This window comes from Ruegeria sp. AD11(2025), from assembly GCF_056542405.1.
This window is the reverse complement of sequence record NZ_JBQFZU010000021.1, coordinates 35,699-57,938: the sequence shown is the minus strand read 5'-3', so window position 1 is coordinate 57,938 and position 22,240 is coordinate 35,699. Positions and strand designations below refer to the sequence as shown.

Below are 22,240 nucleotides of genomic sequence, written 5' to 3'. Positions count from 1 at the left end.
CCGCTTGGGGCCGGTTCGGTTGAGTTTATCAGGCTTCGCCTCTCCACCAACGGCGCGGCTCGACATTTTCCGGCAGTGTGTCAGCCGGAATTTCACGCGCGATGTCGTAGATTTCCTGATATGTATCGATACCGCCTGACCACTTGTTCAGGCGCTCACGCCACTGCGCCCACGGCTCGGGGTTGTAATTCGGAGCACACATCTCTTCGGCCAGCTTGATCTGGTCGTCCGCCAGGAAGGCCGGGCGCACACCGTTTTCGGCAAAGATTGTGTTGGGCAGTTGCGGGTCCGAGAAGCCTACGGTGTTCAGCAGCGCAGCCTCATTCGCACCTTGAATCAGCGCCTGTGTGAAGTACGAGGACTCCATGACTGCATCCTGCAACTCACCGCCCAGCCCGTCGAAAACCTTGGCGGACATTGAGGTGTGCTCGGTACCGCAGAAGAATTTCAGGTTCACCGACTGCGACACAACGGGCGACATGTTGGCGTAAGCCACGGCAGAAGCCCATGTCTCGGCGCCGTCGATCAGACCGGTCTTCAGCGCGTCCAGCGTTTCCTCCCACGCCACCGGAACCGGGTTCAGATTCAGAAGCTGCATGGCAATCCGGCCCAACTGTGTGCCCGTTACCCGGTTTTTGGTGCCGAACAGCTCCTCCAGCTTTGTGACTGTCGGTTTGTCTGAAAAGGTCGAGCCCATTTGCAGTCCGCGCAGTTCACAATGGGTGAACAGGAATTTCAGACCGTGCCGCTTTTCAAGCGGTTCACGCAGGATTCGCTGGCTCGCCGGACTGTAGAAGAAATGATACTGCGCCGCGCGGCTGGGGAACATGTAGGCATAGTCCAGCACATTCAGATAGGGCGCACCACCCGCCGAGTTCTGAGTCGAGGCGGCATAGATGTCGACGATCCCCTGCTGGGTTTTCTCGACGCAGCTCAGCTGACCACAGATCTGGTTGTCACCGATGAACTCGATGCGAATTTCACCGTCCGTGCGCTCCTCCAGATCACGCGCAAATTCGATAGCGCCCGCGCGTTCGATCAGCAGGTTGCGTGTATTGAAGCCAGATGCGCCAAATTTCAGCGTGTGCTTTGGCTCTTTCGAAAAGCGCTTTTCATAGGTTGATTCGGCTGCTTGCGCCAGATTCGCCAAGCTCATCGCGCCGCCAAACCCGCCTGCCGCCAGCAGTGTCGAACTCATTCCATAACGCCCGGCAACGCGGAAAAAATCCCGCCGCGAAATACCACTTAGTTTCCGACCGATCTCCATTGCTTACCTCCCTGATCGCAAATAATGAGACATTTTGTATCAAAAAATGCTAGTATAATTCTTGCATCTTGCATAGAGTTTTTTTCAACGACGTTGTGAGGAGGCGGTCATGGAAGTGGATTATGCAGTTGTTGGCGCGGGGTCTTCGGGCTGTGTCATTGCCAATCGGCTGAGTGCCGACCCCAACACAACTGTTGCGTTGCTCGAGGCAGGTGGTCGCGATACAAACCCGTGGATTCACATCCCCGTTGGCTATTTCAAAACCATGCATAACCCTTCGGTTGACTGGTGCTATCGCACCGAACCTGATCCGGGGTTGAACGGTCGGTCCATCGACTGGCCACGCGGCAAGGTTCTGGGCGGCTCGTCCTCGCTGAACGGACTGCTCTATGTTCGTGGGCAAAAAGAGGACTATGACCGCTGGCGGCAAATGGGCAATGAAGGTTGGGGGTGGGACGATGTCCTGCCCCTGTTTAAACGCAGCGAGGATCAAGAACGCGGTGAAGATGAGTTTCACGGCGTTGGTGGGCCTTTGTCTGTGTCGAACATGCGCATTCAGCGTCCTATCTGCGACGCCTGGGTCGCTGCGGCACAGGTCGCAGGCTACCCGTTCAATCCCGACTACAATGGCGCTGAACAAGAAGGTGTAGGCTATTTCCAATTGACCACCCGCAACGGTCGTCGCTGTAGTGCTGCAGTGGCCTATCTTAAACCCATTCGAAGTCGCCAGAATCTGAACATCATCACCAAGGCATTGGTGACACGCGTGGTTTTGGACGGTAAAAAGGCAACCGGACTGGTTTACCGGGATAGGTCGGGGGTCGAGCAAACCCTCAAAGTTCGGCGCGAGATTATCCTGTCTGGCGGCGCGATCAACTCTCCTCAGATTTTAATGCTGTCAGGAATCGGCGACCCTGACCACCTGAAGAAAAACGGGATCGAACCGGTCCACACCCTGCCTGGCGTCGGTAAGGGCTTGCAGGATCATTTGCAGGCGCGATTGGTATTCAAGTGCAATGAACCAACGCTGAATGATGAAGTCCGCAGCCTCTTCAATCAGGCGCGGATTGCTCTGAAATACGCTCTGTTCCGTGCCGGGCCTATGACCATGGCGGCCAGCCTTGCCACCGGCTTTATGAAAACACGCCCGGATGTAGAGACACCCGACATACAGTTTCACGTCCAACCCTGGTCTGCTGACAGCCCGGGCGAGGGCGTACATCCGTTCTCGGCCTTCACAATGTCGGTCTGTCAACTGCGCCCGGAAAGCAGGGGGGAATTGCGATTGAACGGCCCGGACCCGTCCAATCATGTCAAGATCATCCCGAACTACCTATCCACTGAAACAGATTGCCGAACCATCGTCGACGGTGTGAATATCGCGCGCAGGATTGCCAAACAGAATCCACTGGCCTCGAAGATATCGGAAGAGTTTCGACCGACGGCAGACCTGAGTCACGATGATTATGAAGGCACACTTGATTGGGCCAGGTCCAACACCACATCAATCTATCACCCCACCGGCACTTGTGCGATGGGAAGCAACGACATGTCTGTTGTCGACGCTAAACTAAATGTACATGGAATAATGAACCTACGGGTAGCTGATTGCTCCATTATGCCGGAAATCGTCAGTGGCAATACTAATGCTCCAGCAATTATGATAGGCGAAAAGGCAAGCGAATTGATAAGTGCCGATGCCTGACAGGCCCTTCGTCTTACCTGCATGCCGTGCTGAATGTTCAAAACACTCGCAACCGATGGATCAGTGCGCCAATCGCGCAAGCTCAAACTGTTTGGTTGATGGTGCCTGGCCGCAACTTGCGCACTGCCCAGCACTTGCCTCATGACTGACCGTAAACTGGGAGGGTGAGCCTAGGTCAACGATCTGTGGAGCATTAGCTCAGATATAAACGTCACAACAATCTCGCGAAGCTTGCACAAGTGGTCGCGGACACTACTTGCTTTTTCCTATAATTCAGATCGTTACGCCCGCTTTCCTATTTTTAGGCGTGCAAGTACTGCTCTTGAAGAGAGAGACATACGCAGCCCTGGGTCGCGAGCTTGAATGCCCCTAGTGTTCTGGCTGCGGGCACTGCGTCGGTGAACGCTATTGGCTGCTAAATCCGCTCACCCGTCATTAGTTATCCGGTTTTGAACGTCCGGAAAGCGACGTGCCGCACACGCACAAGGCCTAAGCTTGGGTGACGGCGGCTTTGGGCTCGGAGCCGCGCAGCGTTTCCGCGATATCGTGGTGCGTTAACAACGGGTTGTTGTTTTGGGAGGGCGTGGTGGATCGGAGGATCAGTCATGGTAACACCAAACTTACCTGCCATTCGTGCGCTGCGGCCTGCTTGGAACAAAGGTTGGGTCGCCGTACAGAAGCGCCCTCTGATGCCAATGCACGTCTAGGCTATCCGGGTTTGTCTTGAACTGGCTGAAAACCACCGCGGCCTCGCATTGTTCAACATGGCCATCGACAGCAGGTTTCGGGGTTGTGATCTGGTGACGATTAAGGTTGTTGATGTCATTGCGTCGGATCAAATCAGGGAACGCGCCTCGATGCTGCAATGCAAGACACAGAAGCTCGTTCGGGTCGAGATTTTTGAGGGAACACGCGCCACCATCGAGAATTGGATAGAAGACGAGCTGATGGTCGGATCCGAATACCTGTGGCCTGGGCGATTTCATGAACGCTCGCACATCTCCATACTCCGGTACGCACCGATCGTACGCGATTGAGTCACCTCGATTGGATTGGAGGCGAGCGTTTACGAAATCCATTCCATGCGTCAGACGAGGGTGACGTAGATTTACAAGAAAACGGGCGACTTCAGAGCGGTATAATTGCTACTTGGGCACACCAAGATAGTTATCACGGCTAGCTATCTAGGCATTGAACTCGAAGACACGTTGGCCATCGCGGAAGCAATTGAAATCTAATCGTTGAGGGCCGTCTTCGTGGGCGGTCCAAAGCTGCCGTTTGCCGATGGTCGCGATGCTGTGGTTACAGCCCGCTATCCAGACATTCGCCGCACCGGCATAGCTTACGGGTTGGCGAACTCACAGAAAGCGCAACGAAGATGACTTTCGGTACAGCTGCACCAAAGCCCGGTTGTGGAACCGGACTTTGCTCTGGTAACGAACCGAGTTCAGGGCAAAACGGTTGCCCTCATAGCGTTTATGTCCTCAGCCAGTTTCTGGCTAAAACTTTGAGTTATCAGAGACGTCGGGCGATGTGCAGGGGTGAGAATTGAAACGCTGCTGCTGATTCTGGGGCTAAAACGGCGAAATACGATACCATCGGTACCGTGTAGGGGGTCGTTGCAGCTAAAAGCTGTGATTAAATCGCAAATCAAATAGCACAGACCCGCTTTTACAAACTGCAGCCCCGGTAAGAAAGTCCGCAGTTCGAACCTACGCTCAAAACTCTTTCCAGTATTCTTAAAGGCCGCAGAAGTCTGAAGGAATGTCGGATGCTCTGAGAAAAGTGTTGCCAGATTTGCACCATCCAGATCTTCTGTTGAAATTAGGGATTTTGCAGCCAGCGGATCCGAAGAGGGCATGGCACAAAGACACTCCAGATCGAAGTCCTGCTGATGAATTGATTTTCGCGGTTCAGGTGTTTCGGTAAATCCGAGGTCGTATTGCTGCGAGGCGATCAGTTCCTCAATGACTTTGGATGAGCGCATCATCAACGACGCCTTGATGGCTGGCTTGTCTTGCAAAAACTGACCAAGAACACTTGGCATGAAGAACCCTGATGCGGCTGGGTGGCAAGCGACGCGCAGACGGCCACGCTTCAGGTTCGATATCTCCTGTAAAGTGTTCGTGGACTGTGTAAGCCGTGACAGGACGGCCTCGGCCTCTTCCAGAAAATAATGCGCTTCGGGCGTCGGTGTCAGCCGGCCATGCTCTCGTTCGAACAGTCGAAATCCGATCTCATTCTCCAGGCCCGCAATCATCGCGCTGACCGATGGTTGCGTGCGCCCGAGCGTGCGCCCGGCTTCGGATATGGACCCAGTGCGTAACACTTCGCGAAATGTCGTGAGTTGACGGATTGTCAGGTTCATGTGGCTGGATCCCCATTGTACCCCATAGAGGCAAACTATGGATATAACGTAATTTCCAATTTGCTTCTATGGAAGTGGAGAAAGTAGGTATTGCGACGACGGACAATCACGTCGCGAGGGGGGAAATGGAGCGTTTCGTAAAATACCTGCTGACCAGCATTATTTGCATCGTGGCTTTGGGCCAGTTTGTTCAGGTTATCACCCGCTATGTTCTGCAAGTACCGGTGATGGGGCTTGAGGAAACCATGGCATATCCGGCGCTGTGGCTCTACGTCCTTGGGGCGGTAAATGCCTCGCGGGAAAACACTCATATCCGCGCAAATGTGCTTGAGATCTTCCTGAAGACGCCACGCCAGCACGTCATTCTGGCGATTATCGGCGAAGTGATCAGCCTGATTGTCGGACTCTGGCTGCTAAGTTGGTCCTGGGAATTCACCCGCTATTCGTGGCGTGTATGGAAAGAGAGCCCGACGCTCTACATTCCCACATTTTATGCCGAGGTGGCTCTGACCATCGGTCTGGCGCTGATGATGATCTACACGGCGATTCATCTGGTCCGCCACATTCTTGGATATGATACTGACGAGGAGATTCACCTTGGTTGAAGTCGCCCTGCTTGCCGTTGCTGTCCTGGTGATCCTGCTGACCCTCGGAGTGCCGTTGCCCTATTGCTTCGGGGGTGCGCTGATGGTGATGTATTTCATCGGCGGCGCCACCATGAAGGGCAACATGCTCTGGGGGTTCCAGCAACTTGGAAACCCAATTTTGCTGGCCATTCCGCTATTTGTTCTGGCCGGATCCATCATGAGCGAAAGCGGTATTGCCGCCTCTCTGCTGCGCTTTGTCAGTGCCTTTATCGGCCACGTGCGTGGCGGTCTGGGTGTCGTGGCGGCGGTCAGCTGTGCGGTGATCGGGGCGATCTCGGGGTCCGGCCTGACCGGTATCGCGGCGATCGGACCGCTGTTGATCCCGGAAATGGAAAAGCGCGGCTATCCCCGCGAATACGCGACCGCTCTGATTGCCAATTCCTCGATCCTTGGTTTGCTGATCCCACCCTCGGTCACCATGATCATCTACGGCTGGGTCACTGACACGTCGATCCTCGCCTGTTTCCTCGCGACTCTTGGGCCGGGTCTGTTCATCATGTTCAACTTTTCAATGGTGAACCTATGGATGTCGCGCAAGTTCAACCTGATACTGGATGAAAAGCCCACGTTCAGTGAACTCAGCAGCGAGGTTGCCAAACGCGGCGTTCACGCCTTCCCCGCACTGTTGATGCCGGTAATCATCCTGGGCGGCATCTATGGCGGCATCATGACCCCGACAGAAGCTGCCGCAGTAGCGGTGATCTATGCACTGCCCGTCGGCTTTCTGATCTACAAGGGGCTCAGGTGGGAAAACTTCCTGATGGCCGGTAAGGAGTCCGCAACCGCCGTCGGTGCAATTCTGCTGATGATCCTGTTTTCGATGATCCTAAGCCAGATGTATGTGATGGAAGGTATCCCGCAGGCGCTGGTCGCCTCGATTTTTGAGATCACTGACAACAAGGTTCTGCTGCTTATCCTGATCAACATTATGCTGTTTCTGGTCGGCATGGTCGTGAACGACGTCACCGCAATCATCCTGATAGCGCCGCTGCTCTTGCCTCTGATGAATGCCATTGGTGTCAGCCCGGTGCAGTTCGCCGCGATCATGGGGGTCAACACAGCGATGGGGGGCGTGACACCGCCCTATGCCTCGATCCTCTATCTCGGGGCTCGGATAGGCAACGTGAAGGTCACCAAGGTGATCCCGCCGGCGATGATCCTGATCGTGACCGGTTATGTGCCCGTGGTGTTCCTGACATCGCTCTGGCCGGACCTGTCGCTCTTCCTGCCCAGACTCTTTGGCTACTGATCCTGAACTAACTAAACCCAAAACGGAGGAAACCAAATGAAACGCATGATGATAACTGCTGCAACCGGCGCGCTGATGGCGCTGTCGACCACCGCGATGGCGGCTGACCTGAAGATGAGCCATGTGCGCCCGCAAGGTACGACGATCGACGTCGAATTGAACGCCTTTGCCGCCGCCGTGGACGAAGCAACCGGCGGTGACGTCAACGTGAAAATTTATGCTGCCTCGGCGTTGGGCGACTATACAACAGTGCAGGAACGTATCTCGGTCGGCGCGGTTGACATGGCGACACAGCCGGCCGCCGCCGCAGCAGACCGTAAGATGCAGATCAGTTCGTTCCCCTACCTCGCCGGAAACTGGGAACAGGCCCGCGCGATCTACGGCCCCGGTGGCGTGGTGCGTGAAACCATGGGTGGGCTTTACGCCAAGCAGGACATCACCATGCTGGCCGCCTATCCGGTTTACTTTGGTGGCATCGCGCTCAACACCGACGCAGTGTCGCCGGGCGATCCGTCTGTCGACAACGGCATCAAGGTGCGGGTGCCCGGCATCAAGAGCTTCCAGTTAACCGGCGATGCATTGGGCTACATCCCCGCGCCTATCCCGTTTTCCGAAGCTTTCACGGCGGTGCAGACCGGCGTTGTTGATGGTGTGATCGGCTCGGGTGCCGAAGGCTACTATGCCTCGTTCCGCGACGTGACCAAAACATACATCCCGGCCAATACCCATTTCGAAGTCTGGTACATGATCATCTCGAATGAATCCCTTGCCGGCCTGGACGCCGAGGATCAGGACGCGCTGAAAGCGGCCGCGGCAGAATTTGAAGCGACCCGTTGGACCGTGGCAGAAGCCGACCAAAAGGCCAACGAACAGAAACTGGCCGATCTGGGAGCCACCATCGTCTCGCTAAGTGACGCAGAACTGGCCGCGATGTCGGCCAAGGTTCAGGCGGAAGTCTGGCCGGTCGTGCTCGAAGACGTGGGTGTGGAATGGGGTCAGGCGATCCTGGACAAGGTTTCCAAGTAAGCAGCCTCTCTTCTGTTAAAATCCGGGGCGACACCTTTTCTTCGCCCCGGCTCTACTCAAATCTAGATTCAGAAACTGAGATCATGGAATCCGACTTTGCAATCATTGGCGGTGGTGTTGTCGGCCTGTCTGTTGCATGGGGCCTTTTGAAGCGCGGCAAGCGCGTTCTGGTCCTTGATGGAGGCGACGGCAGCTTTCGCGCCAGTCGGGGAAATTTTGGACTTGTCTGGGTGCAGTCTAAGGGCACCAAGCAACCCCGTTATGCCACATGGAGCCAGCAATCCGCCGCCGCATGGTCTGGGTTTGCCGATGAGCTTGCTGACGCGACCGGATATGACATGTCGCTTGAGCAGACGGGCGGCTACGACCTGCATTTCTCGGAAGAAACGCAGACGAAAACAATCTCGCAATACGAGGAGCTGAAGGCGAAGCTGGACGGCAACTACCCATATGAAGTTCTGGATCGGAAGGCGCTTCTCACAGAGGAGCCGGAGATCGGCCCGAAAGTCGTTGGTGCGATCCTTCATCATCAAGATGGCCATGTGAATCCATTGAAGTTGCTGCGGTCTCTCGCCGACGACGTCCGGCGACTTGGTGGGCGGGTGCTGAACGAAAAAACTGTTACAGACGTCAGAAAATCGGATGGTTTCACTATCACCTGCGCGGACGGAAGCCACGTGCAGGCCGACAAGGTGATCCTTTCTGCGGGTTTGGGCGCAATGGAACTTGGGCCCAAACTGGGGTTCAAAGCCCCAATCCGGCCACAGCGCGGTCAAGTGATGATCACCGAGAAGCTGCCAAAAATAATCAACCGCCCCTCGCTGATCGCTCGGCAGGTCGATGAAGGTGGCGTCCAGATAGGTGCCACCAACGAAGAGGTGGGTCTGAATGATGGCGTCACCCGGCCAGGCCTCTCCGGTCTCGCCTCCGAGGCGATCGCGGCCTACCCGGTGCTCGCCAAGGCGCAGCTAGTGCGTGTTTGGGGGGCTTTGCGAATTCTGTCGCCCGATGGCCTGCCAATCTACCAGGAAAGCCCCGAAATGGCCGGCGCCTTTCTGGTGACTTGCCACAGCGGCATAACCCTTGCAGCGGCCCACGCCCGTTTCTTGCCCGACTGGCTGGAAGGCAATGGCGCGGCCCCGGATTTGGAGGTGTTCAGTGAAGACCGCTTCGTCATTTCTTGAGTTGGAGGTTGGGCGCCCACAGGTTCCAGTATGGTTCGAGGGCGAAGAGCTGCAGCTGCCCGAAGGTTCAAATCTCGCGGCCGCGATGCTGGCCGCCGGTGTGGGGACGTTCAGATACACGCCGGTATCGGGCGCTCCACGCGCGCCGTTCTGCATGATGGGCGCCTGTTTCGACTGCCTCGTCGAGGTTGACGGTGTGACCCGTCAAGCCTGCATGCTTGAAGTCACTGAAGGGTTGCGTTTGTCGATGCCGCGCAATGGAAAGGACGTGATCGATGCAGAAAACTGATCTTGTCATCATCGGGGCCGGCCCTGCCGGGATGGCTGCGGCCGCAACCGCCGCAAAGGCTGGTTTGCATGTTATTCTGCTGGACGAACAGCGCCGTCCGGGCGGACAGATCTACCGCGATGTGGATCGGGTCGCACCGGTCAGGGGCGCAATGCTTGGTAATGACTACACAGACGGATTGTCCCTCACGGCAGAGCTGGATCACGGCAACATCACCCATATCGGAGGAGCGGCGGTTTGGGCGATCGAAGAGGGAATTCGGGTTCTCTACACAGCTGACGGACGAGGGGGCGCAATCGAAGCGAAACGCATCCTCATCGCCACAGGAGCCCTGGAACGCCCGATGCCGCTACCGGGCTGGACCTTGCCTGGCGTGATGACGGCGGGGGCGGCGCAAATTCTGTTGAAACAATCCGGCGTCCTGTCAAAAAAAGCGGTTTTGGTCGGAGCAGGACCGCTGCTTTACTTGATCGCCGCGCAGATGATACGGGCGGGCACACCGCCTCTGGCACTGGTCGAAACGCAGACACGGGCGGATTTTCTGCGTGCGCTTCCGCATCTGGGCGGAGCCCTTCGCGGCTGGCGATATCTGCTCAAGGGGTTGACGATGCTCACGGAAATCCGCCGCGCCGGGATACGCCGCTACACTTCCGCGACGAGTATTTCTATTTATGGAGAAACTACCGCCGAAGGCATCCGCTTTACCGCGGGCGGAAAGACCCGACATATTCCCTGCGACACAGTGCTCTTGCATCACGGCGTCGTGCCTAACACACAGGCGGCCCGCTCCATTGACGTGGCGCATCACTGGGACGCACGGAAGCAGTGCTTTGTGCCTAACCTTGATAACTGGGGCGGGACCAATGTCGAAACGGTCCATATCGCCGGCGATGGCGCCGGCATCGGTGGCGCGAAGGTAGCCGCCTTGGCAGGCCGCCTTGCAGCATTGAAAATGGCCGCCGATCTGGGGGCGACTTCGACGATCGAGAGGGACAACGCCGCCAAACCAATTCGGCGCAGTATCGCGCAGGAATTGACGGTGCGACCTTTCCTTGACACGGCATTTCCACCCGCAGTCGAAGCCACAAAGCCCGTCGACACGACTATCATCTGCCGTTGCGAGGAAATCACTGCAGGAGACATTCGTCGCCATGCCGGTATCGGCTGCTCGGGTCCGAACCAGGCCAAGGCCTTCAGCCGTGCCGGAATGGGACCATGCCAAGGGCGGTATTGCGGACTGACCGTAAGCAGCCTGCTAGCCGAAGCGAACAGCGCTACGATGGATGAAACCGGATACTATCGGATCAGACCACCGTTGAAACCCGTGACTCTTGGCGAACTGGCAGCGATGGGCGGTTCGGTGAACAGCGCAACCAACTAAGAAAGAAGCCCGATGATCGAACGTATCAACACCAGCCGACGCATGAGCAAGATAGTCAAACACAACGGCGTCGCATTTCTTTGCGGGCAGGTTGGTGAAGGTTCCACAGTGGCCGAGCAGACCCGCGAGTGCCTGTCTCGCGTCGACGCGCTTCTGGACAAAGCGGGTTCGTCGCGGGAACAGATGTTGCAAGCGATCATCTGGCTGTCCGACATGGCCGATTTTGGCGAGATGAACGACGTTTGGGATAGCTGGGTTCCTGCCGGGTTCGCCCCGGCTCGCGCTTGCGGTGAGGCAAAGCTCGCTCGGCCGGATCTGAAAGTCGAAATCATCATCACCGCTGCGTGTAATGCATGATGGCAAGCGGCTTGGAAAAGGCACATACAATTCACTGCAAGTTTAATAAGCTGGCGTGTCTAGAATGAACCTAATTTAAACTTGGCTAAGTCTTAAATGGCAGGAAAACCAACCGCAGACCAAGTGATTACACTCCAGTTGGTTGAATGTCGGCTCATTCAATTCGTGCTGCAAATATCACGGGTGCAGCGAATGACGGCTTCCCGTCGGACCTGCGGATTTGAATTGTCCGCTTTGGGTTGAGATTTGCCGAATACACTCGTAGCGCCCAGTTGCCTGATGAAACCACTAAATGAAGAGTGCAATAGGACTAAATGGACGTCTCCCACTGGCATTTTGTGGGTAGCGTCAAAACGAAGGTGCTAGCCTCTAAAACATCAAATTTTTCGCAAATATGCCCATGAAACATACCCCTTTAGCCCACGCGCGCGTTGCAAGGACACGCGGCACCAACGGGTGCCACCGGTCTGTTCGCAACTGTGAACTCGCAAAGCGGTTCCGTTTGGAAGGCCCACGATTACGTTGAATCCTATTCCGGGTCCTGCACGCAGCTTCAGCATGTCTCCGCCTTCAACGCCAAAAACTTCGTATCGTCCAAGAGGAGCCGCCGCTGCAGATTTCGCTTCGAAAACAGCACCTAGGAAAAATGCTGCTAAGGGTAAGAAGATTATACTTCGCATCACGTTAGCCTGTCTGTTGCCTCAACTACAATCGTAGCGGCTTAGATCATCAAGTGGAACTACCTGACAACAGAATGCACAATTCTTGACCCACCATTGAAGCAATTTTTCAGTTGCGCTGGAGGGGCAATAGTGGAGACGAATGCGTGAACAGTTAGGCTGATCATTAAAAACTCGGCTAGATAGTTATCGTGGCGTGCGTCATGGGTGTGTCACTACATTCGCCAATGTCAAATCTCTAAATCCCAGCTTACAGATTGCTTCCTAAAGTAACGGCATAGGTATGTTGCCATCTCCATAGCGCCCAGCCATGCAGCGCAGCGCATGGCGCAAATGGATGTCATTGGCGTCAGGTTGCACACCGGCGTGTCGACAAGCGTCTTTGAAGTTGTGGCGAAAAGAGTGGAACGAGGTATTGATCGTCTTCACTCCAATTCTGTCGATGTACCGGTTAAAATCTCTGCTGGCCTGATCTCAGTAGTAGCCTGTCGCTCCCAGTTTTAGTTCCTGGAATAATCCTATTGAACGAGCAGCTGCTTTACGACCAAAGCTTCCAAGAGGGTGAATGAGGATTGATGCCGTTTGCAATGGGGATCAATTGCTTCCGCGTCAAACGCGTGACGGGCCAATCCCGGGAAATCAGTTTTTCACATCTCCAATCACCGCTGCGTTTATGACAGTAGGGCAGGCATGGCTGCCACTTGATAAACACTGGGCTTAAACGCGGGAAAATTCCGACACCCCGTCGGCGACGATACGCCCAGCATTACCATGCTATCCGAAGAGACGCCCGAACCGGGTATTGGTGTCCTCGATGCCTGCCAGCCGAAGCATGTGCCAGGCAAGCGCTTGGTTGCTCGAAAGGATTGGCACCCCGGTCTTTTCTTCCGCCCGAGCGATGACATCTAGGCATCGTAGATTCGTGCAGGACACAACCACGGCGTCACAGGGTGCTTGCGCGGACACTTTATCGACGGCCTCAAGGATTGACGCTTCTTTGATCCGGGCGACGACACGATCATTGCCTTCCTCGAACGAGCCGAAGCCCGCGATCTCGAATCCGGCTTCCTCAAGCTTTGCACGCATCCCGGCAGATACTTCTGGGATGTAAGGTGTTACAAAGCCCAATCGCTTGGCCTTCAGATGCTTACCGGCAGCGATGATTGCCGCCAGCGGGTCGGTGACGCAAGCGTCAGGGAATACGGTTTCGATGGCGTGAGCCACTTTCTCCGACCCGATCACCGTCGAGGCCGAGGTGCAGCCAAATCCGATGGCGTCAAAGCTGAGCGATGGCGGCAATAACCGCGCGGATGCCGGCAGATCCTGCTCCATTCGAGCCAGTGTGTCGGGCCGGATTTCGGGCACCATTGGGATTCTGCTGTGGTAAAGCGCAACCCCTGCGAGATCCATGATGCGCGAAAACTCTTGCTCAAGCGTTTCGTCCGTTTCAAGAACGATAACGCCGAGATTTGCACGTGTACCGATGCCTTCATCTGTTTGGAATTCAAGCTTCATAGAGGACCTCAGATGATTGGAAGCTCGGGCGCGGCGCGCTCGGTCAGAAGTTCCGCGCCACCTGCGCGGACAACTATGTTCTCTTCGTGCACCATGATCAGGCCGTCACCGTAGCCAAGCGAAGGTTCAAGGGTAAGCACCATGTTCTCTTTAATCTCGGTTGAATCCCAGATGGCATGCGAAGGCCATTCGGTCAGCTGCATGCCAAGCCCATGACCTAACCTGCCAACATCACCGCCCTGATCATCCAGTTCAGCGATCACTCTCTGCATCGCATGAAATAGATCGTGGCAAGTAGCGCCAGGACGGGCAGCGGCAATCCCGGCCTCGGTTGCACGCCAAAGAACGTCATAGGCGCGGCGCGAGGCATCATCCGCGCTGCCAATGGCCCAGTTCCGGTCGAAGTCGCAGAAGTATCCATCCCAGTTGGCGCCAGAGTCGAGCATCAGGATATCACCGCGCGCCAAGGGGCGACGAGAGGGGGGCGAGATAACGTCGTGATAGCCACCAGTGTCTGCACCGCCGACAAGATAAGGAACGTCATCGGCGCCCTGTGCCAACCCTTCACGGCGGAAAGCCCGGAATACGTCTTCGAGAGGCTGACCTTCGCGGGCGATTTCAGGCACCCGTGCAAATGTACGCGAACCGATGGCACAGATATGTGAAAGCTTTTCGATCTCGGCCTCGGATTTTACCATTCGCAAGCTGCGAACGATCTCTGAAGCATCTTCAATCACGAGTCCCTCAAGGCCAGTTATCAGCCGTTCATAGTCACCAAGCGGCATCCGCAGATGGGTTTCATGTCCCTTCATCAGACCGATTGTCTCGCCCCGTCCCGCATAGGGAGACAACAGATCGGTCAAAAGCCCAACACCGTCGTCTTGGGGTGCCGGGGCACTCCAAGTACGGATATCAGTAACCCAGGTGCGTCGCATCAAATCGGCCCCAATCTCGGGGATGATCGCAATTGGCTTTCCCATTGCGGGTATGAACAGGAACCACGGACGGGTTGGGCTTTGCCAGAACAGCGTGTGAAACCCGCTGAAATAGCGCACATCCGGTTCGGTGGTCAGCAACATGCCAGCCATTCCAGATTCAGTCATCTTTGCCTGTGCCGCCGCCGTGCGCGTGGCGTATTCTTCTTTGTCGAAGCCGCGTCGTGGGGCGATCATAAGTAGTGTTCCTTTCGAAGGGGCAGTCGGTCTTGAACCAGTCTGACCCAGAATTTTGTACCTATGGGCAACAGGGCATCATTGAAATCATAGTCAGAGGCATGGAGCGGTTGGGCATTTGGTCCGGTCTCGCCATTGCCCAGCAAGAGAAAACAGCCCGGCACGGCGGCTGACAGCTGTGCAAAATCTTCAGAAAAACTCATCGGGTCGCGATCTCTGATCAGGTCGCAACCCGCCGTCTCAGCGGCACGGTAAACTGCTTCGACCGGTGCTTCTGAGTTGATGGTCTCGACGAATTGAGTGTCAAAAGCCACGGAGGCTTCAATCCCGTGCGCAGCTGCCACCCCTTCGACAATCAGGCGCATGAAACGTTTGATGGCCACGCGATCATCGGGGGATCTGGCCCGGAAATCACCCTTAAGCGTGGCGTTACCTGGCAGGACATTTCGTTGACCGTCAGTCAGGAATTCGGTGACGGAGATGACTGCGCCGGACGCCGGTGCAAGCTTTCGCGCCACTACTGTCTGTAATGCGAGAACAATTTCAGCACCAACGGTTATGGCATCGACGCCAGTCTGCGGCATGGAAGCATGGCCGCCTTGCCCTTTTACATCAATCTCAAAGAGTGTTTCGCTGTTGCAGATGATACCGGTACGCGTCGAAATCTGGCCGGTGGGCGCTCCGGGCAGGTTGTGGATTGCATAAACTTCGTCGACCGGAAATTGCTTAAGCACCCCTTCGTCGATCATCGCGCGAGCACCAAGCCCATGCTCTTCGTTCGGTTGGAACAGAAAGACGACGGTGCCGTCGAAGGAAGGATCTTGCGACAGGCGTTCCGCCGCTCCTAGCAACATTGTAGTATGGCCATCATGACCGCAGGCGTGCATAACTCCCGGCGATGTTGAAGCATAGTCATGCGTGGATGTTTCGGTGATCGGCAGCGCATCCATGTCAGCACGTAGCCCGATAGCCTTGTTGCCATCTCGGGACCGAAGCACACCGACAACGCCTGCACCTTCGTGCACCTCGATCCCGAGAGCACGCAATCGGTCGGCAACAATCGCCTTGGTTCGTGTCTCTTGGAAACCCAGTTCAGGATTCCTGTGCAGATCTTGCCGAAGTTCGATTAAACGGGTCTCTAAATCACTCATTCCGTCATCCACGTGTAATTCAATCTTGTTTTACACATTGACGATGCGCGAATTGTATCAAGTTTCCGCCCCGTAGACAGAAAAACTTGCACCAAAGCGGCGAATCCAGATGGATTCATATAGGAGTTCAATTATCCTCTGGGAAACGGTCGAATCTGCGCTCAATGTCAATGAAGTTACCAAAGTGGTCAAATCGGAAGGTTTAGGCCGATTTTCGTACGATCCATCACTACAGATGTGCGGAATCTGCGGACGTTAGAGTTGTCGAAGAACAATCGGTGGGTCAAATCCTCAAAATCCTGCATGTTCCGGGCGACACAGACGAGAATAAAGTCGGCGTCTCCGGTTACATAGTAGCATTGCTGCACCTGTGGCTCGTTTCTGGCGCGCTTACGAAAAACATCCAGCTGCTGCAGCGATTCCCGATCAAGTTCCACGAGAACAACGAATGTCATCTTGTAATCGAAACGCGACGGGTCGAGGACGGCGACCTCTCTTAGGATCAGGCCGGATTCCCGGAGCCGCTTTAGCCGGCGCTGCACGGACGGAACCGAAAGGCTGCACTCCTGCGCAAGTTGTTCAAGTCCGATTCGGCAATCCTTCTGAAGCGTTCTGAGAATTGTGGTGTCTGCATCATCAAGGTCGGCGCTCATGAAAATTCTCCGCTCCACATTGGCCAAGAGTGAAATTATTTTTCAACAATAGGGCCGAATACGAAAAATATAAACAAGCGAGTCATGCAAAATCTCTGCTCACAGTAAAAGCGGATGAATAGCACATGACACGTACCGACAACCTCAATTTTGCACCGGATTTTGCCCGCGCGCTGGAGTTTTTTCAGGCACAGGAGAACTATGCTGTTTCACCGCTGTTCGAAATCAAAGGTCCCAGTGGTCTGAGCGTTTACGCCAAGAACGAAACGGATCGAATGGGGCTTGGCGCTTTCAAAGCGTTGGGTGCGCCATACGCCGTTGCGCGCATTCTTGAGGAGGCGTGGCAAAAAGAAACGGGTGAAACGCTGTCCCTCTCACGGATGGGGGATGCAGATTTTCGAGACTTTGCGGCAGTCCACACTTTCGTTTGCGCCAGTGCTGGCAATCACGGCATGGGCGTTGCAGCCGGAGCGCGGGCGATGGGGGCTAGGGCACGGATTCACCTTGCAAAGACCGTGCCCGAAGGATTTGGCGATCGGCTCAGAGTACTTGGTGCGGAAGTGGTCCGCTCAGGCGACGTTTATGACGAAAGCGTTGCGGCGGCCATCGCCGACGCTGAAACTACCGGCGCCACGCTTTTGGCCGACGGAACCTGGCCCGGTTACACCGAGATTCCGAAATTGGTGATGGAGGGGTACTGCGTCATCGCCGAGGAGATGCGCAAGCAGTTCTCAGCCTCCGGCCTCTGGCCAACACATGTCTATCTTCAGGCTGGCGTCGGCGGGCTTGCCGCCGCGATGTCACATATGATCCGTCTGAACTGGGCAGAACAACCTGAATTGATCGTCGTCGAACCCAGTGCAGCCGCTTGCCTGAAAACAAGCAACTTGGCTGGGAAACCATCCCGCAGTGACGGGCAAGACTCAAACATGGGTCGCCTTGACTGCAAGGAACCCTCGATCGTGGCCTGGGACGTGCTCGAACGCTGCGACGTGAAATACGAAACGCTTTCCGAAGAAGAAGGCAAGGCAGCTGCCGAAGCTGTCACCGCCCTTGGTATCTCGACCACACCATCTGGTGCGGCCGGTTACGGGGCACTGTGCAAAAGAACCACCGAACAAGGGAACGCAGAGGAAACGCGCCCTCTTGTCATCATCTCAGAAGGACTCGCATGAGCGGGCAAGAAAGGACCAACAGAATGAAATCTACCATTAGCAAGCTGTTCACTTCGGCAGTGCTTGCCGCCGGTCTGTCCACCGCGGCATTCGCGGACACGTGGAAATTTGCCTCGGAAGAGGACAAAGGAGACGTTCAGGACATCTTCGCTCAGGCATTTGCCGAAAGCATCAAGGAGCAATCCGACGGCGACATCAAAGTGCGCATCTACTATTACGGGCAGTTGGGCACCGAGAACGACATCGTCGAACTTACATCGAAAGGCACCGTCCAGTTCGTTTCTGTCGGCACAGGTCACCTTGGTTCCTATGTGCCCGAGGCACAGGTTCTCGATCTGCCTTATGTGCTTGGGGGAGATGTCGATGTGATCCGCAAGGTTCTGACAACGAGCCCGACAATCTACCAAGACCTGAGCGCGAAGTTCGAGAAAGTGAACCTCAAGCTGCTGACTATGATTTCGGAAGGCGACATGGCCTGGGGCGCCAACAAGGCGATCCGCAGCCCCGCCGATTTCGAGGGTCAGAAAATCCGCACTTTCACCTCGACCATTCCTGTCGAAACCTTCAAGGCTTTCGGCGCCAACCCGACACCGCTGTCCTGGGGCGAGGTTTATGGCGCGCTTCAACTGAAGACCGTCGACGGAATGGTGAACCCTATCTACTTCATCTACAACGCGAAGTGGCACGAAGTTCAGGATTACCTGATTTTCCCTGGTCAACTGCCTTATGTCGGTACCGTTTCGACCAACAGCGAATGGTTCAACGGTCTCCCCGCCGATCAGCAGGAAATGGTAGAGAAAGCCATCGCCGAAGCAGAACAGGCGGCGCATGACTACCAGGTCAAGATCAACCTTGAGAACATGGACAAGATCAAGGCGGAACGTCCCGATCTGCAGGTCATTGTCCTGACCGAGGAAGAGCGCGCCGTCTTCGAGGCCCAAAGCGCCACCTTGCACGAAACTTTCTACAACGTGGTCGAAAATGCCTATGACGACGCCGAGAAACCCACTGCGCGTGATGGTGCCCAGAAGATCCTCGAGAGCCTGCTCAAAGAGGTCGAAAACGCCTCATAACTAAAGCTGAAATTGCTGGGGGGCGCGGCGTCCTGTTCAGGCGTCGCGTCCTTCGTTTTGAGGTGCGCCCACCGGTGTGCCTAGGGAGGGAAGCCCATGAAAACCTTACTGCTCACCTTGAGCAAAGGCACTGAATTTGTCGAGAAATTCGTCATCATTTTAGCCATTCTTATGATGATGGTGAACTCGACCGCCAATGCCATTGGACGTTACGCCTTTGGTAAAAGCCTTTTCTTTTCCGAAGAAATGAACCAGTTCCTGATCGTAAGCGTGACCTTTTTCGGATTTGCGTATGCGGTCCGGAAAGGCCGCAATATCCGTATGACGGCGCTCTACGATACGCTGAGCCGTCGGTCAAAAAAGGCCGTCCTGACACTGATTTCGATCACCACCAGCCTGCTGCTGGCATATCTGGCGTATAAATCCGTTTTCTACGTTTTGGAGATCAAAGAACTGAACCGCCTGAGCCCGGCGCTGCAATTTCCGGTCTACGTAATCTACTCGGTGATCCCGATCGGCCTTTTCATGGCCAGCCTGCAGTACCTGATCGCTTTTATCATGAACATCACCCATGCCGGCGCCTGGCACTCTTATGAAGTCGAGGACAGCGACGCAGTAGAGATTGGTGTCTGACATGTCAGGTTTCCTTGAATTTCTCGGTGACATCGTGGCCGGTGAGCTGGATATCTACGTAATCACCTTTACGCTGGTAGTGGCGATGGTTGTACTGCTGTTTCTCAGCTACCCCATGGTCGTTCCCTTGGCAGTTGCGACCCTGATCGGCCTGGTACATTTCTCGCAGAGTGATACCGGCGTCATCATTCAGCAAATGGTAACCGGCATTTCGCCGAACGCGCTCATCGCTGTGCCAATGTTCATTTTTGCGGCTGATATCATGGCGCGCGGTCATACTGCCAACAACCTGCTTGGCCTGATCGAAGCATTTGTAGGGCACCGCCGGGCTGGCTTGCCGATCACTGCTTGCATCAGTTGCACGCTGTTTGGCTCAGTCTCGGGGTCGACCCAGGCAACAGTGGTCTCGATCGGTCAGATCATGAGGCCAAAATTGTTGAAAGCGGGTTACAAGGACAGTTTCGTCATGGCGCTGATCATAAATGCCAGCGACATCGCCTTCCTTATTCCTCCCAGCATCGGAATGATCCTTTACGGCACACTAGCCAATACAAGTGTTGGGGAGTTGTTCATCGCAGGGATCGGACCGGGGGTTGTTCTGGCGGTCATGTTTTCGATTTATTGCTACTTCTACAGTGCGCTGCAAGGCGATCAGATTGCGCTTGTCCCGAAGAAATCTAGTGCTGAGCGCAGGGCGGCTTTCCGCAGAGCTGTCCTTCCTTTGGGATTCCCAGTACTGATCGTTGGCGGCATCTATTCCGGAGCCGTCACCCCAACAGAAGCGGCATCGTTTTCGGTCCTCTACGCACTGATCGTCGAGTGCGTGATCTACCAAGAACTGAAGCTCAATGATGTATTGGATTCGGCACTCAGTACTGGTTTGATCACAGCGGTCGTGTTCATTCTTGTCGGGGTCGGTCAGGCGTTTTCCTGGTATATCTCGTTTGAACAGATACCCCAGGGCCTGCTGGAGCCGCTCAACCTCGAAGGCGCGTCCCACGAATACATTCTCTTCATCATCGCCCTTTGTTTCTTCGTGGGCTGCATGTTCGTCGACTCGCTTGTTGTACTTGTCATCCTCACTCCGATCTTTGTTCCGATCGTAGATACCTCGGGGCTTGATCCGGTTCTTGTTGGCGTTATGGTCACGCTGCAGATGGCCATTGGATCGGCTACGCCACCCTTTGGCTGCGATATCTTCACCGCAATCGCAATCTTCAACAGGCCTTATCTGGAAGTAATCAGGGGGACTTTGCCGTTCTTCGCTATTTTGGCTCTGATGACGGCGTTGCTGATATTTCTCCCGGGCATCGCGTTGTTCCTTCGAGATCTCGCGGCGTTCTGAATATGCAAAAGTCGGATGGCTAGCCCTTAGATTTGGCCATCCGCACTGGCCTATCGTTTCAGGGCCCAGGCATGTCGGCTTCGCCCAATACCGTGGTAGGTAAAAGCCATCATGACACACGCCCACGTCACTGACCGACACACCAGCACCGCAGGCATTGAACTTGGCTAAATGCGAACCTCGCCAATTTCTGCCTTTGTTACACCTGCCCGTCGTTTAACGCGTTCGTAGGATTAGGTGGTTCGTGCTCAGCGCGGGCAACGGAGCGAGAGCCGCCTTTTGCTCATGCGGCTAGTGCCGACGCAGTAATAGTTTGCAGGGGCAGTACGAATATCATTACGTTGCAGCTGATGTCTTTAGACCGGTCATTCCCAACCACAGTGAGTTCCAGGTCTCTATTGGCCTGGATGCGTCCACAGAGCCGTCTTGCAAGGGTTGGGAGTTTTGATCCCAGGCCTCAAATACTCCAGTCAAACATCAGTGATGTGGGTACGTCATCAGCACGTTTGCGAAGCTGATTGCGGAATGCCTGGATGAAAATGTGTCCTTTCAACTTTATATCGCACCAAGGAAACCGCACCGCCGCTTATGTCGATCCGACGATTCAAGCCTCGGTCAGGTGCTTCCTGACAGTTGGGTCGATCTTATTGCTTTGGAATGGGTAGATACCACAAGCAGCAATTGCCTCGCGCGCAGTGACGCGCTCGTGCAATCGTTTCCAGATTGTTTTGGCAGCATAGGGATGAGGGTACGGGCGCCAGGCGACGCCCATGGTCATTCCTCGTAGATACTTCAGTTGCTGCCGGTGCGCGGAGTACAAGATGGTGTTGGCCACGCTGCCTTCTCGTGCAAGCTCGTGTTCTGTCACGAATATCCTGTTTCCCCGCATTGTCACCAAGCCGGAATAGCGGGAAATCTGGTGCATGCTTTTGTCTGTCGACGTGGCAATTTCCCTGGAACGAATAGTGAAAAGCCCATCAACTTCTTGGATGCGGATCAATGAACAGAAGATCTTTCCTTCCCAAGATGGCGTGCAGAAATATGAATGGTAAAACCCTACGTAACGCCTCAAGTTTTTCTGTTGACCCCGAAAAGGATCAAGAAATGCGTCTGTGGGCGTTTTGCCAACTTGTGGCACGACACCCTTTAGCATTCGTTCGAAGTTATCAGTTTCAGCGAACAGCTCTGCTTCTGTCAGATCGAAGTGACGCGCAATTCGGCGCATGTTGTGGGCCGAAGGCAGGCTAGAGCCATTCAGGTAACGATTGAATTGCTGTCTGTTGACGCCGATGTCACGACAAATCTGCGAAATGCTCCCGTGTTCTGCGCATAACGACTTTAGGTTTGTGGAAAAATTCTCTGTCACCGGT

General features: G+C 55.2%; 20 protein-coding genes and 1 pseudogene. 13 read left to right on the top strand and 8 right to left on the bottom strand.

Features of this window, described 5'->3' with window-relative positions:
• Nucleotides 1-28: 28 nt before the first annotated feature.
• Nucleotides 29-1,267: a TRAP transporter substrate-binding protein gene (locus ACR1XY_RS17860; protein WP_480595269.1), complete on the bottom strand. Its 1,239-nt coding sequence runs from the start codon at nt 1,265-1,267 to the stop codon at nt 29-31.
• A 109-nt stretch (nt 1,268-1,376) separates the two neighbouring features.
• Between ACR1XY_RS17860 and ACR1XY_RS17855 the strand changes: the two genes are divergently transcribed.
• On the top strand, nt 1,377-2,972 hold the full coding sequence (locus tag ACR1XY_RS17855) for a GMC family oxidoreductase (protein WP_480595267.1): 1,596 nt from the start codon (nt 1,377-1,379) through the stop codon (nt 2,970-2,972).
• 764 nt (nt 2,973-3,736) lie between these two features.
• Nucleotides 3,737-4,210, top strand: a pseudogene (locus ACR1XY_RS17850) (tyrosine-type recombinase/integrase).
• A 209-nt stretch (nt 4,211-4,419) separates the two neighbouring features.
• Here the strand turns inward: ACR1XY_RS17850 and ACR1XY_RS17845 are convergent.
• Nucleotides 4,420-5,340 (bottom strand): LysR substrate-binding domain-containing protein, encoded by a 921-nt coding sequence (locus ACR1XY_RS17845; protein WP_480595265.1) that lies wholly within the window; start codon nt 5,338-5,340, stop codon nt 4,420-4,422.
• A gap of 125 nt (nt 5,341-5,465) precedes the next feature.
• Between ACR1XY_RS17845 and ACR1XY_RS17840 the strand changes: the two genes are divergently transcribed.
• The 7 genes from ACR1XY_RS17840 to ACR1XY_RS17810 all read left to right on the top strand — a co-directional run bounded on the left by ACR1XY_RS17840 (nt 5,466) and on the right by ACR1XY_RS17810 (nt 11,473).
• Nucleotides 5,466-5,945 carry a TRAP transporter small permease gene (locus ACR1XY_RS17840; protein ID WP_480534004.1) on the top strand — a complete coding sequence of 160 codons (480 nt, stop codon included), beginning with the start codon at nt 5,466-5,468 and terminating at the stop codon, nt 5,943-5,945.
• Nucleotides 5,938-7,236 carry a TRAP transporter large permease gene (locus ACR1XY_RS17835; RefSeq protein WP_480534002.1) on the top strand — a complete coding sequence of 433 codons (1,299 nt, stop codon included), beginning with the start codon at nt 5,938-5,940 and terminating at the stop codon, nt 7,234-7,236. Before ACR1XY_RS17840 ends, ACR1XY_RS17835 begins: the two co-directional genes overlap by 8 nt.
• Before the next feature lie 36 nt (nt 7,237-7,272).
• Nucleotides 7,273-8,262: a TRAP transporter substrate-binding protein DctP gene (dctP, locus tag ACR1XY_RS17830; protein WP_480595263.1), complete on the top strand. Its 990-nt coding sequence runs from the start codon at nt 7,273-7,275 to the stop codon at nt 8,260-8,262.
• 83 nt (nt 8,263-8,345) lie between these two features.
• Nucleotides 8,346-9,446 carry an NAD(P)/FAD-dependent oxidoreductase gene (locus tag ACR1XY_RS17825; protein WP_480595260.1) on the top strand — a complete coding sequence of 367 codons (1,101 nt, stop codon included), beginning with the start codon at nt 8,346-8,348 and terminating at the stop codon, nt 9,444-9,446.
• Entirely contained in the window at nt 9,421-9,735 is a 315-nt protein-coding gene (locus ACR1XY_RS17820; RefSeq protein ID WP_480595258.1) for a (2Fe-2S)-binding protein, read from the top strand. Before ACR1XY_RS17825 ends, ACR1XY_RS17820 begins: the two co-directional genes overlap by 26 nt.
• The gene (locus ACR1XY_RS17815; RefSeq protein WP_480595256.1) at nt 9,722-11,116 is read left to right on the top strand and encodes an FAD/NAD(P)-dependent oxidoreductase; all 1,395 of its coding nucleotides are present in this window, start codon (nt 9,722-9,724) and stop codon (nt 11,114-11,116) included. Before ACR1XY_RS17820 ends, ACR1XY_RS17815 begins: the two co-directional genes overlap by 14 nt.
• A 12-nt stretch (nt 11,117-11,128) precedes the next feature.
• Nucleotides 11,129-11,473: a RidA family protein gene (locus ACR1XY_RS17810; protein WP_480595254.1), complete on the top strand. Its 345-nt coding sequence runs from the start codon at nt 11,129-11,131 to the stop codon at nt 11,471-11,473.
• Nucleotides 11,474-11,850: 377 nt separating this feature from the next.
• Here ACR1XY_RS17810 and ACR1XY_RS17805 read toward each other — a convergent pair whose 3' ends face one another.
• The 5 genes from ACR1XY_RS17805 to ACR1XY_RS17785 form a co-directional block, all read right to left on the bottom strand.
• Nucleotides 11,851-12,153: an SH3 domain-containing protein gene (locus ACR1XY_RS17805; protein ID WP_480595252.1), complete on the bottom strand. Its 303-nt coding sequence runs from the start codon at nt 12,151-12,153 to the stop codon at nt 11,851-11,853.
• 774 nt (nt 12,154-12,927) lie between these two features.
• Nucleotides 12,928-13,668: a maleate cis-trans isomerase family protein gene (locus ACR1XY_RS17800; protein ID WP_480595250.1), complete on the bottom strand. Its 741-nt coding sequence runs from the start codon at nt 13,666-13,668 to the stop codon at nt 12,928-12,930.
• An 8-nt stretch (nt 13,669-13,676) separates the two neighbouring features.
• Nucleotides 13,677-14,840, bottom strand: a complete 1,164-nt coding sequence (locus tag ACR1XY_RS17795) for a M24 family metallopeptidase (protein WP_480595248.1) — start codon at nt 14,838-14,840, stop codon at nt 13,677-13,679.
• Nucleotides 14,837-15,991 carry an amidohydrolase gene (locus tag ACR1XY_RS17790; protein WP_480595247.1) on the bottom strand — a complete coding sequence of 385 codons (1,155 nt, stop codon included), beginning with the start codon at nt 15,989-15,991 and terminating at the stop codon, nt 14,837-14,839. The genes ACR1XY_RS17795 and ACR1XY_RS17790 overlap by 4 nt, the downstream gene beginning before the upstream one ends.
• Before the next feature lie 188 nt (nt 15,992-16,179).
• On the bottom strand, nt 16,180-16,644 hold the full coding sequence (locus ACR1XY_RS17785; RefSeq protein ID WP_480595244.1) for an Lrp/AsnC family transcriptional regulator: 465 nt from the start codon (nt 16,642-16,644) through the stop codon (nt 16,180-16,182).
• A 125-nt stretch (nt 16,645-16,769) separates the two neighbouring features.
• On the opposite strand from ACR1XY_RS17785, the gene ACR1XY_RS17780 reads away from it, so the two are divergent.
• The 4 genes from ACR1XY_RS17780 (at nt 16,770) to ACR1XY_RS17765 (ending at nt 20,870) form a co-directional block, all read left to right on the top strand.
• The gene (locus tag ACR1XY_RS17780) at nt 16,770-17,819 is read left to right on the top strand and encodes a pyridoxal-phosphate dependent enzyme (protein ID WP_480595243.1); all 1,050 of its coding nucleotides are present in this window, start codon (nt 16,770-16,772) and stop codon (nt 17,817-17,819) included.
• 23 nt (nt 17,820-17,842) lie between these two features.
• Nucleotides 17,843-18,892 (top strand): TRAP transporter substrate-binding protein, encoded by a 1,050-nt coding sequence (locus ACR1XY_RS17775; protein WP_480595241.1) that lies wholly within the window; start codon nt 17,843-17,845, stop codon nt 18,890-18,892.
• A 96-nt stretch (nt 18,893-18,988) separates the two neighbouring features.
• Nucleotides 18,989-19,525, top strand: coding sequence for a TRAP transporter small permease (locus ACR1XY_RS17770; RefSeq protein ID WP_480595239.1), 537 nt, complete (start codon nt 18,989-18,991; stop codon nt 19,523-19,525).
• 61 nt (nt 19,526-19,586) lie between these two features.
• Complete coding sequence (locus ACR1XY_RS17765) at nt 19,587-20,870, top strand: TRAP transporter large permease (protein WP_480595294.1); 1,284 nt, start codon at nt 19,587-19,589, stop codon at nt 20,868-20,870.
• Nucleotides 20,871-21,474: 604 nt separating this feature from the next.
• Here ACR1XY_RS17765 and ACR1XY_RS17760 read toward each other — a convergent pair.
• The gene (locus ACR1XY_RS17760; RefSeq protein WP_480595233.1) at nt 21,475-22,236 is read right to left on the bottom strand and encodes a helix-turn-helix transcriptional regulator; all 762 of its coding nucleotides are present in this window, start codon (nt 22,234-22,236) and stop codon (nt 21,475-21,477) included.
• Between the last annotated feature and the right edge of the window lie 4 nt (nt 22,237-22,240).

Coding starts and splice junctions, on each gene's coding strand:
- dctP (WP_480595263.1), top strand. CDS start 7,273: ATGAAACGCATGATGATAACTGCTGCAACCGGCGCGCTGATGGCGCTG.
- ACR1XY_RS17770 (WP_480595239.1), top strand. CDS start 18,989: ATGAAAACCTTACTGCTCACCTTGAGCAAAGGCACTGAATTTGTCGAG.
- ACR1XY_RS17790 (WP_480595247.1), bottom strand. CDS start 15,991: ATGAGTGATTTAGAGACCCGTTTAATCGAACTTCGGCAAGATCTGCAC.
- ACR1XY_RS17780 (WP_480595243.1), top strand. CDS start 16,770: ATGACACGTACCGACAACCTCAATTTTGCACCGGATTTTGCCCGCGCG.
- ACR1XY_RS17800 (WP_480595250.1), bottom strand. CDS start 13,668: ATGAAGCTTGAATTCCAAACAGATGAAGGCATCGGTACACGTGCAAAT.
- ACR1XY_RS17815 (WP_480595256.1), top strand. CDS start 9,722: ATGCAGAAAACTGATCTTGTCATCATCGGGGCCGGCCCTGCCGGGATG.
- ACR1XY_RS17845 (WP_480595265.1), bottom strand. CDS start 5,340: ATGAACCTGACAATCCGTCAACTCACGACATTTCGCGAAGTGTTACGC.
- ACR1XY_RS17840 (WP_480534004.1), top strand. CDS start 5,466: ATGGAGCGTTTCGTAAAATACCTGCTGACCAGCATTATTTGCATCGTG.
- ACR1XY_RS17860 (WP_480595269.1), bottom strand. CDS start 1,267: ATGGAGATCGGTCGGAAACTAAGTGGTATTTCGCGGCGGGATTTTTTC.
- ACR1XY_RS17805 (WP_480595252.1), bottom strand. CDS start 12,153: ATGCGAAGTATAATCTTCTTACCCTTAGCAGCATTTTTCCTAGGTGCT.
- ACR1XY_RS17810 (WP_480595254.1), top strand. CDS start 11,129: ATGATCGAACGTATCAACACCAGCCGACGCATGAGCAAGATAGTCAAA.
- ACR1XY_RS17775 (WP_480595241.1), top strand. CDS start 17,843: ATGAAATCTACCATTAGCAAGCTGTTCACTTCGGCAGTGCTTGCCGCC.
- ACR1XY_RS17785 (WP_480595244.1), bottom strand. CDS start 16,644: ATGAGCGCCGACCTTGATGATGCAGACACCACAATTCTCAGAACGCTT.
- ACR1XY_RS17855 (WP_480595267.1), top strand. CDS start 1,377: ATGGAAGTGGATTATGCAGTTGTTGGCGCGGGGTCTTCGGGCTGTGTC.
- ACR1XY_RS17825 (WP_480595260.1), top strand. CDS start 8,346: ATGGAATCCGACTTTGCAATCATTGGCGGTGGTGTTGTCGGCCTGTCT.
- ACR1XY_RS17795 (WP_480595248.1), bottom strand. CDS start 14,840: ATGATCGCCCCACGACGCGGCTTCGACAAAGAAGAATACGCCACGCGC.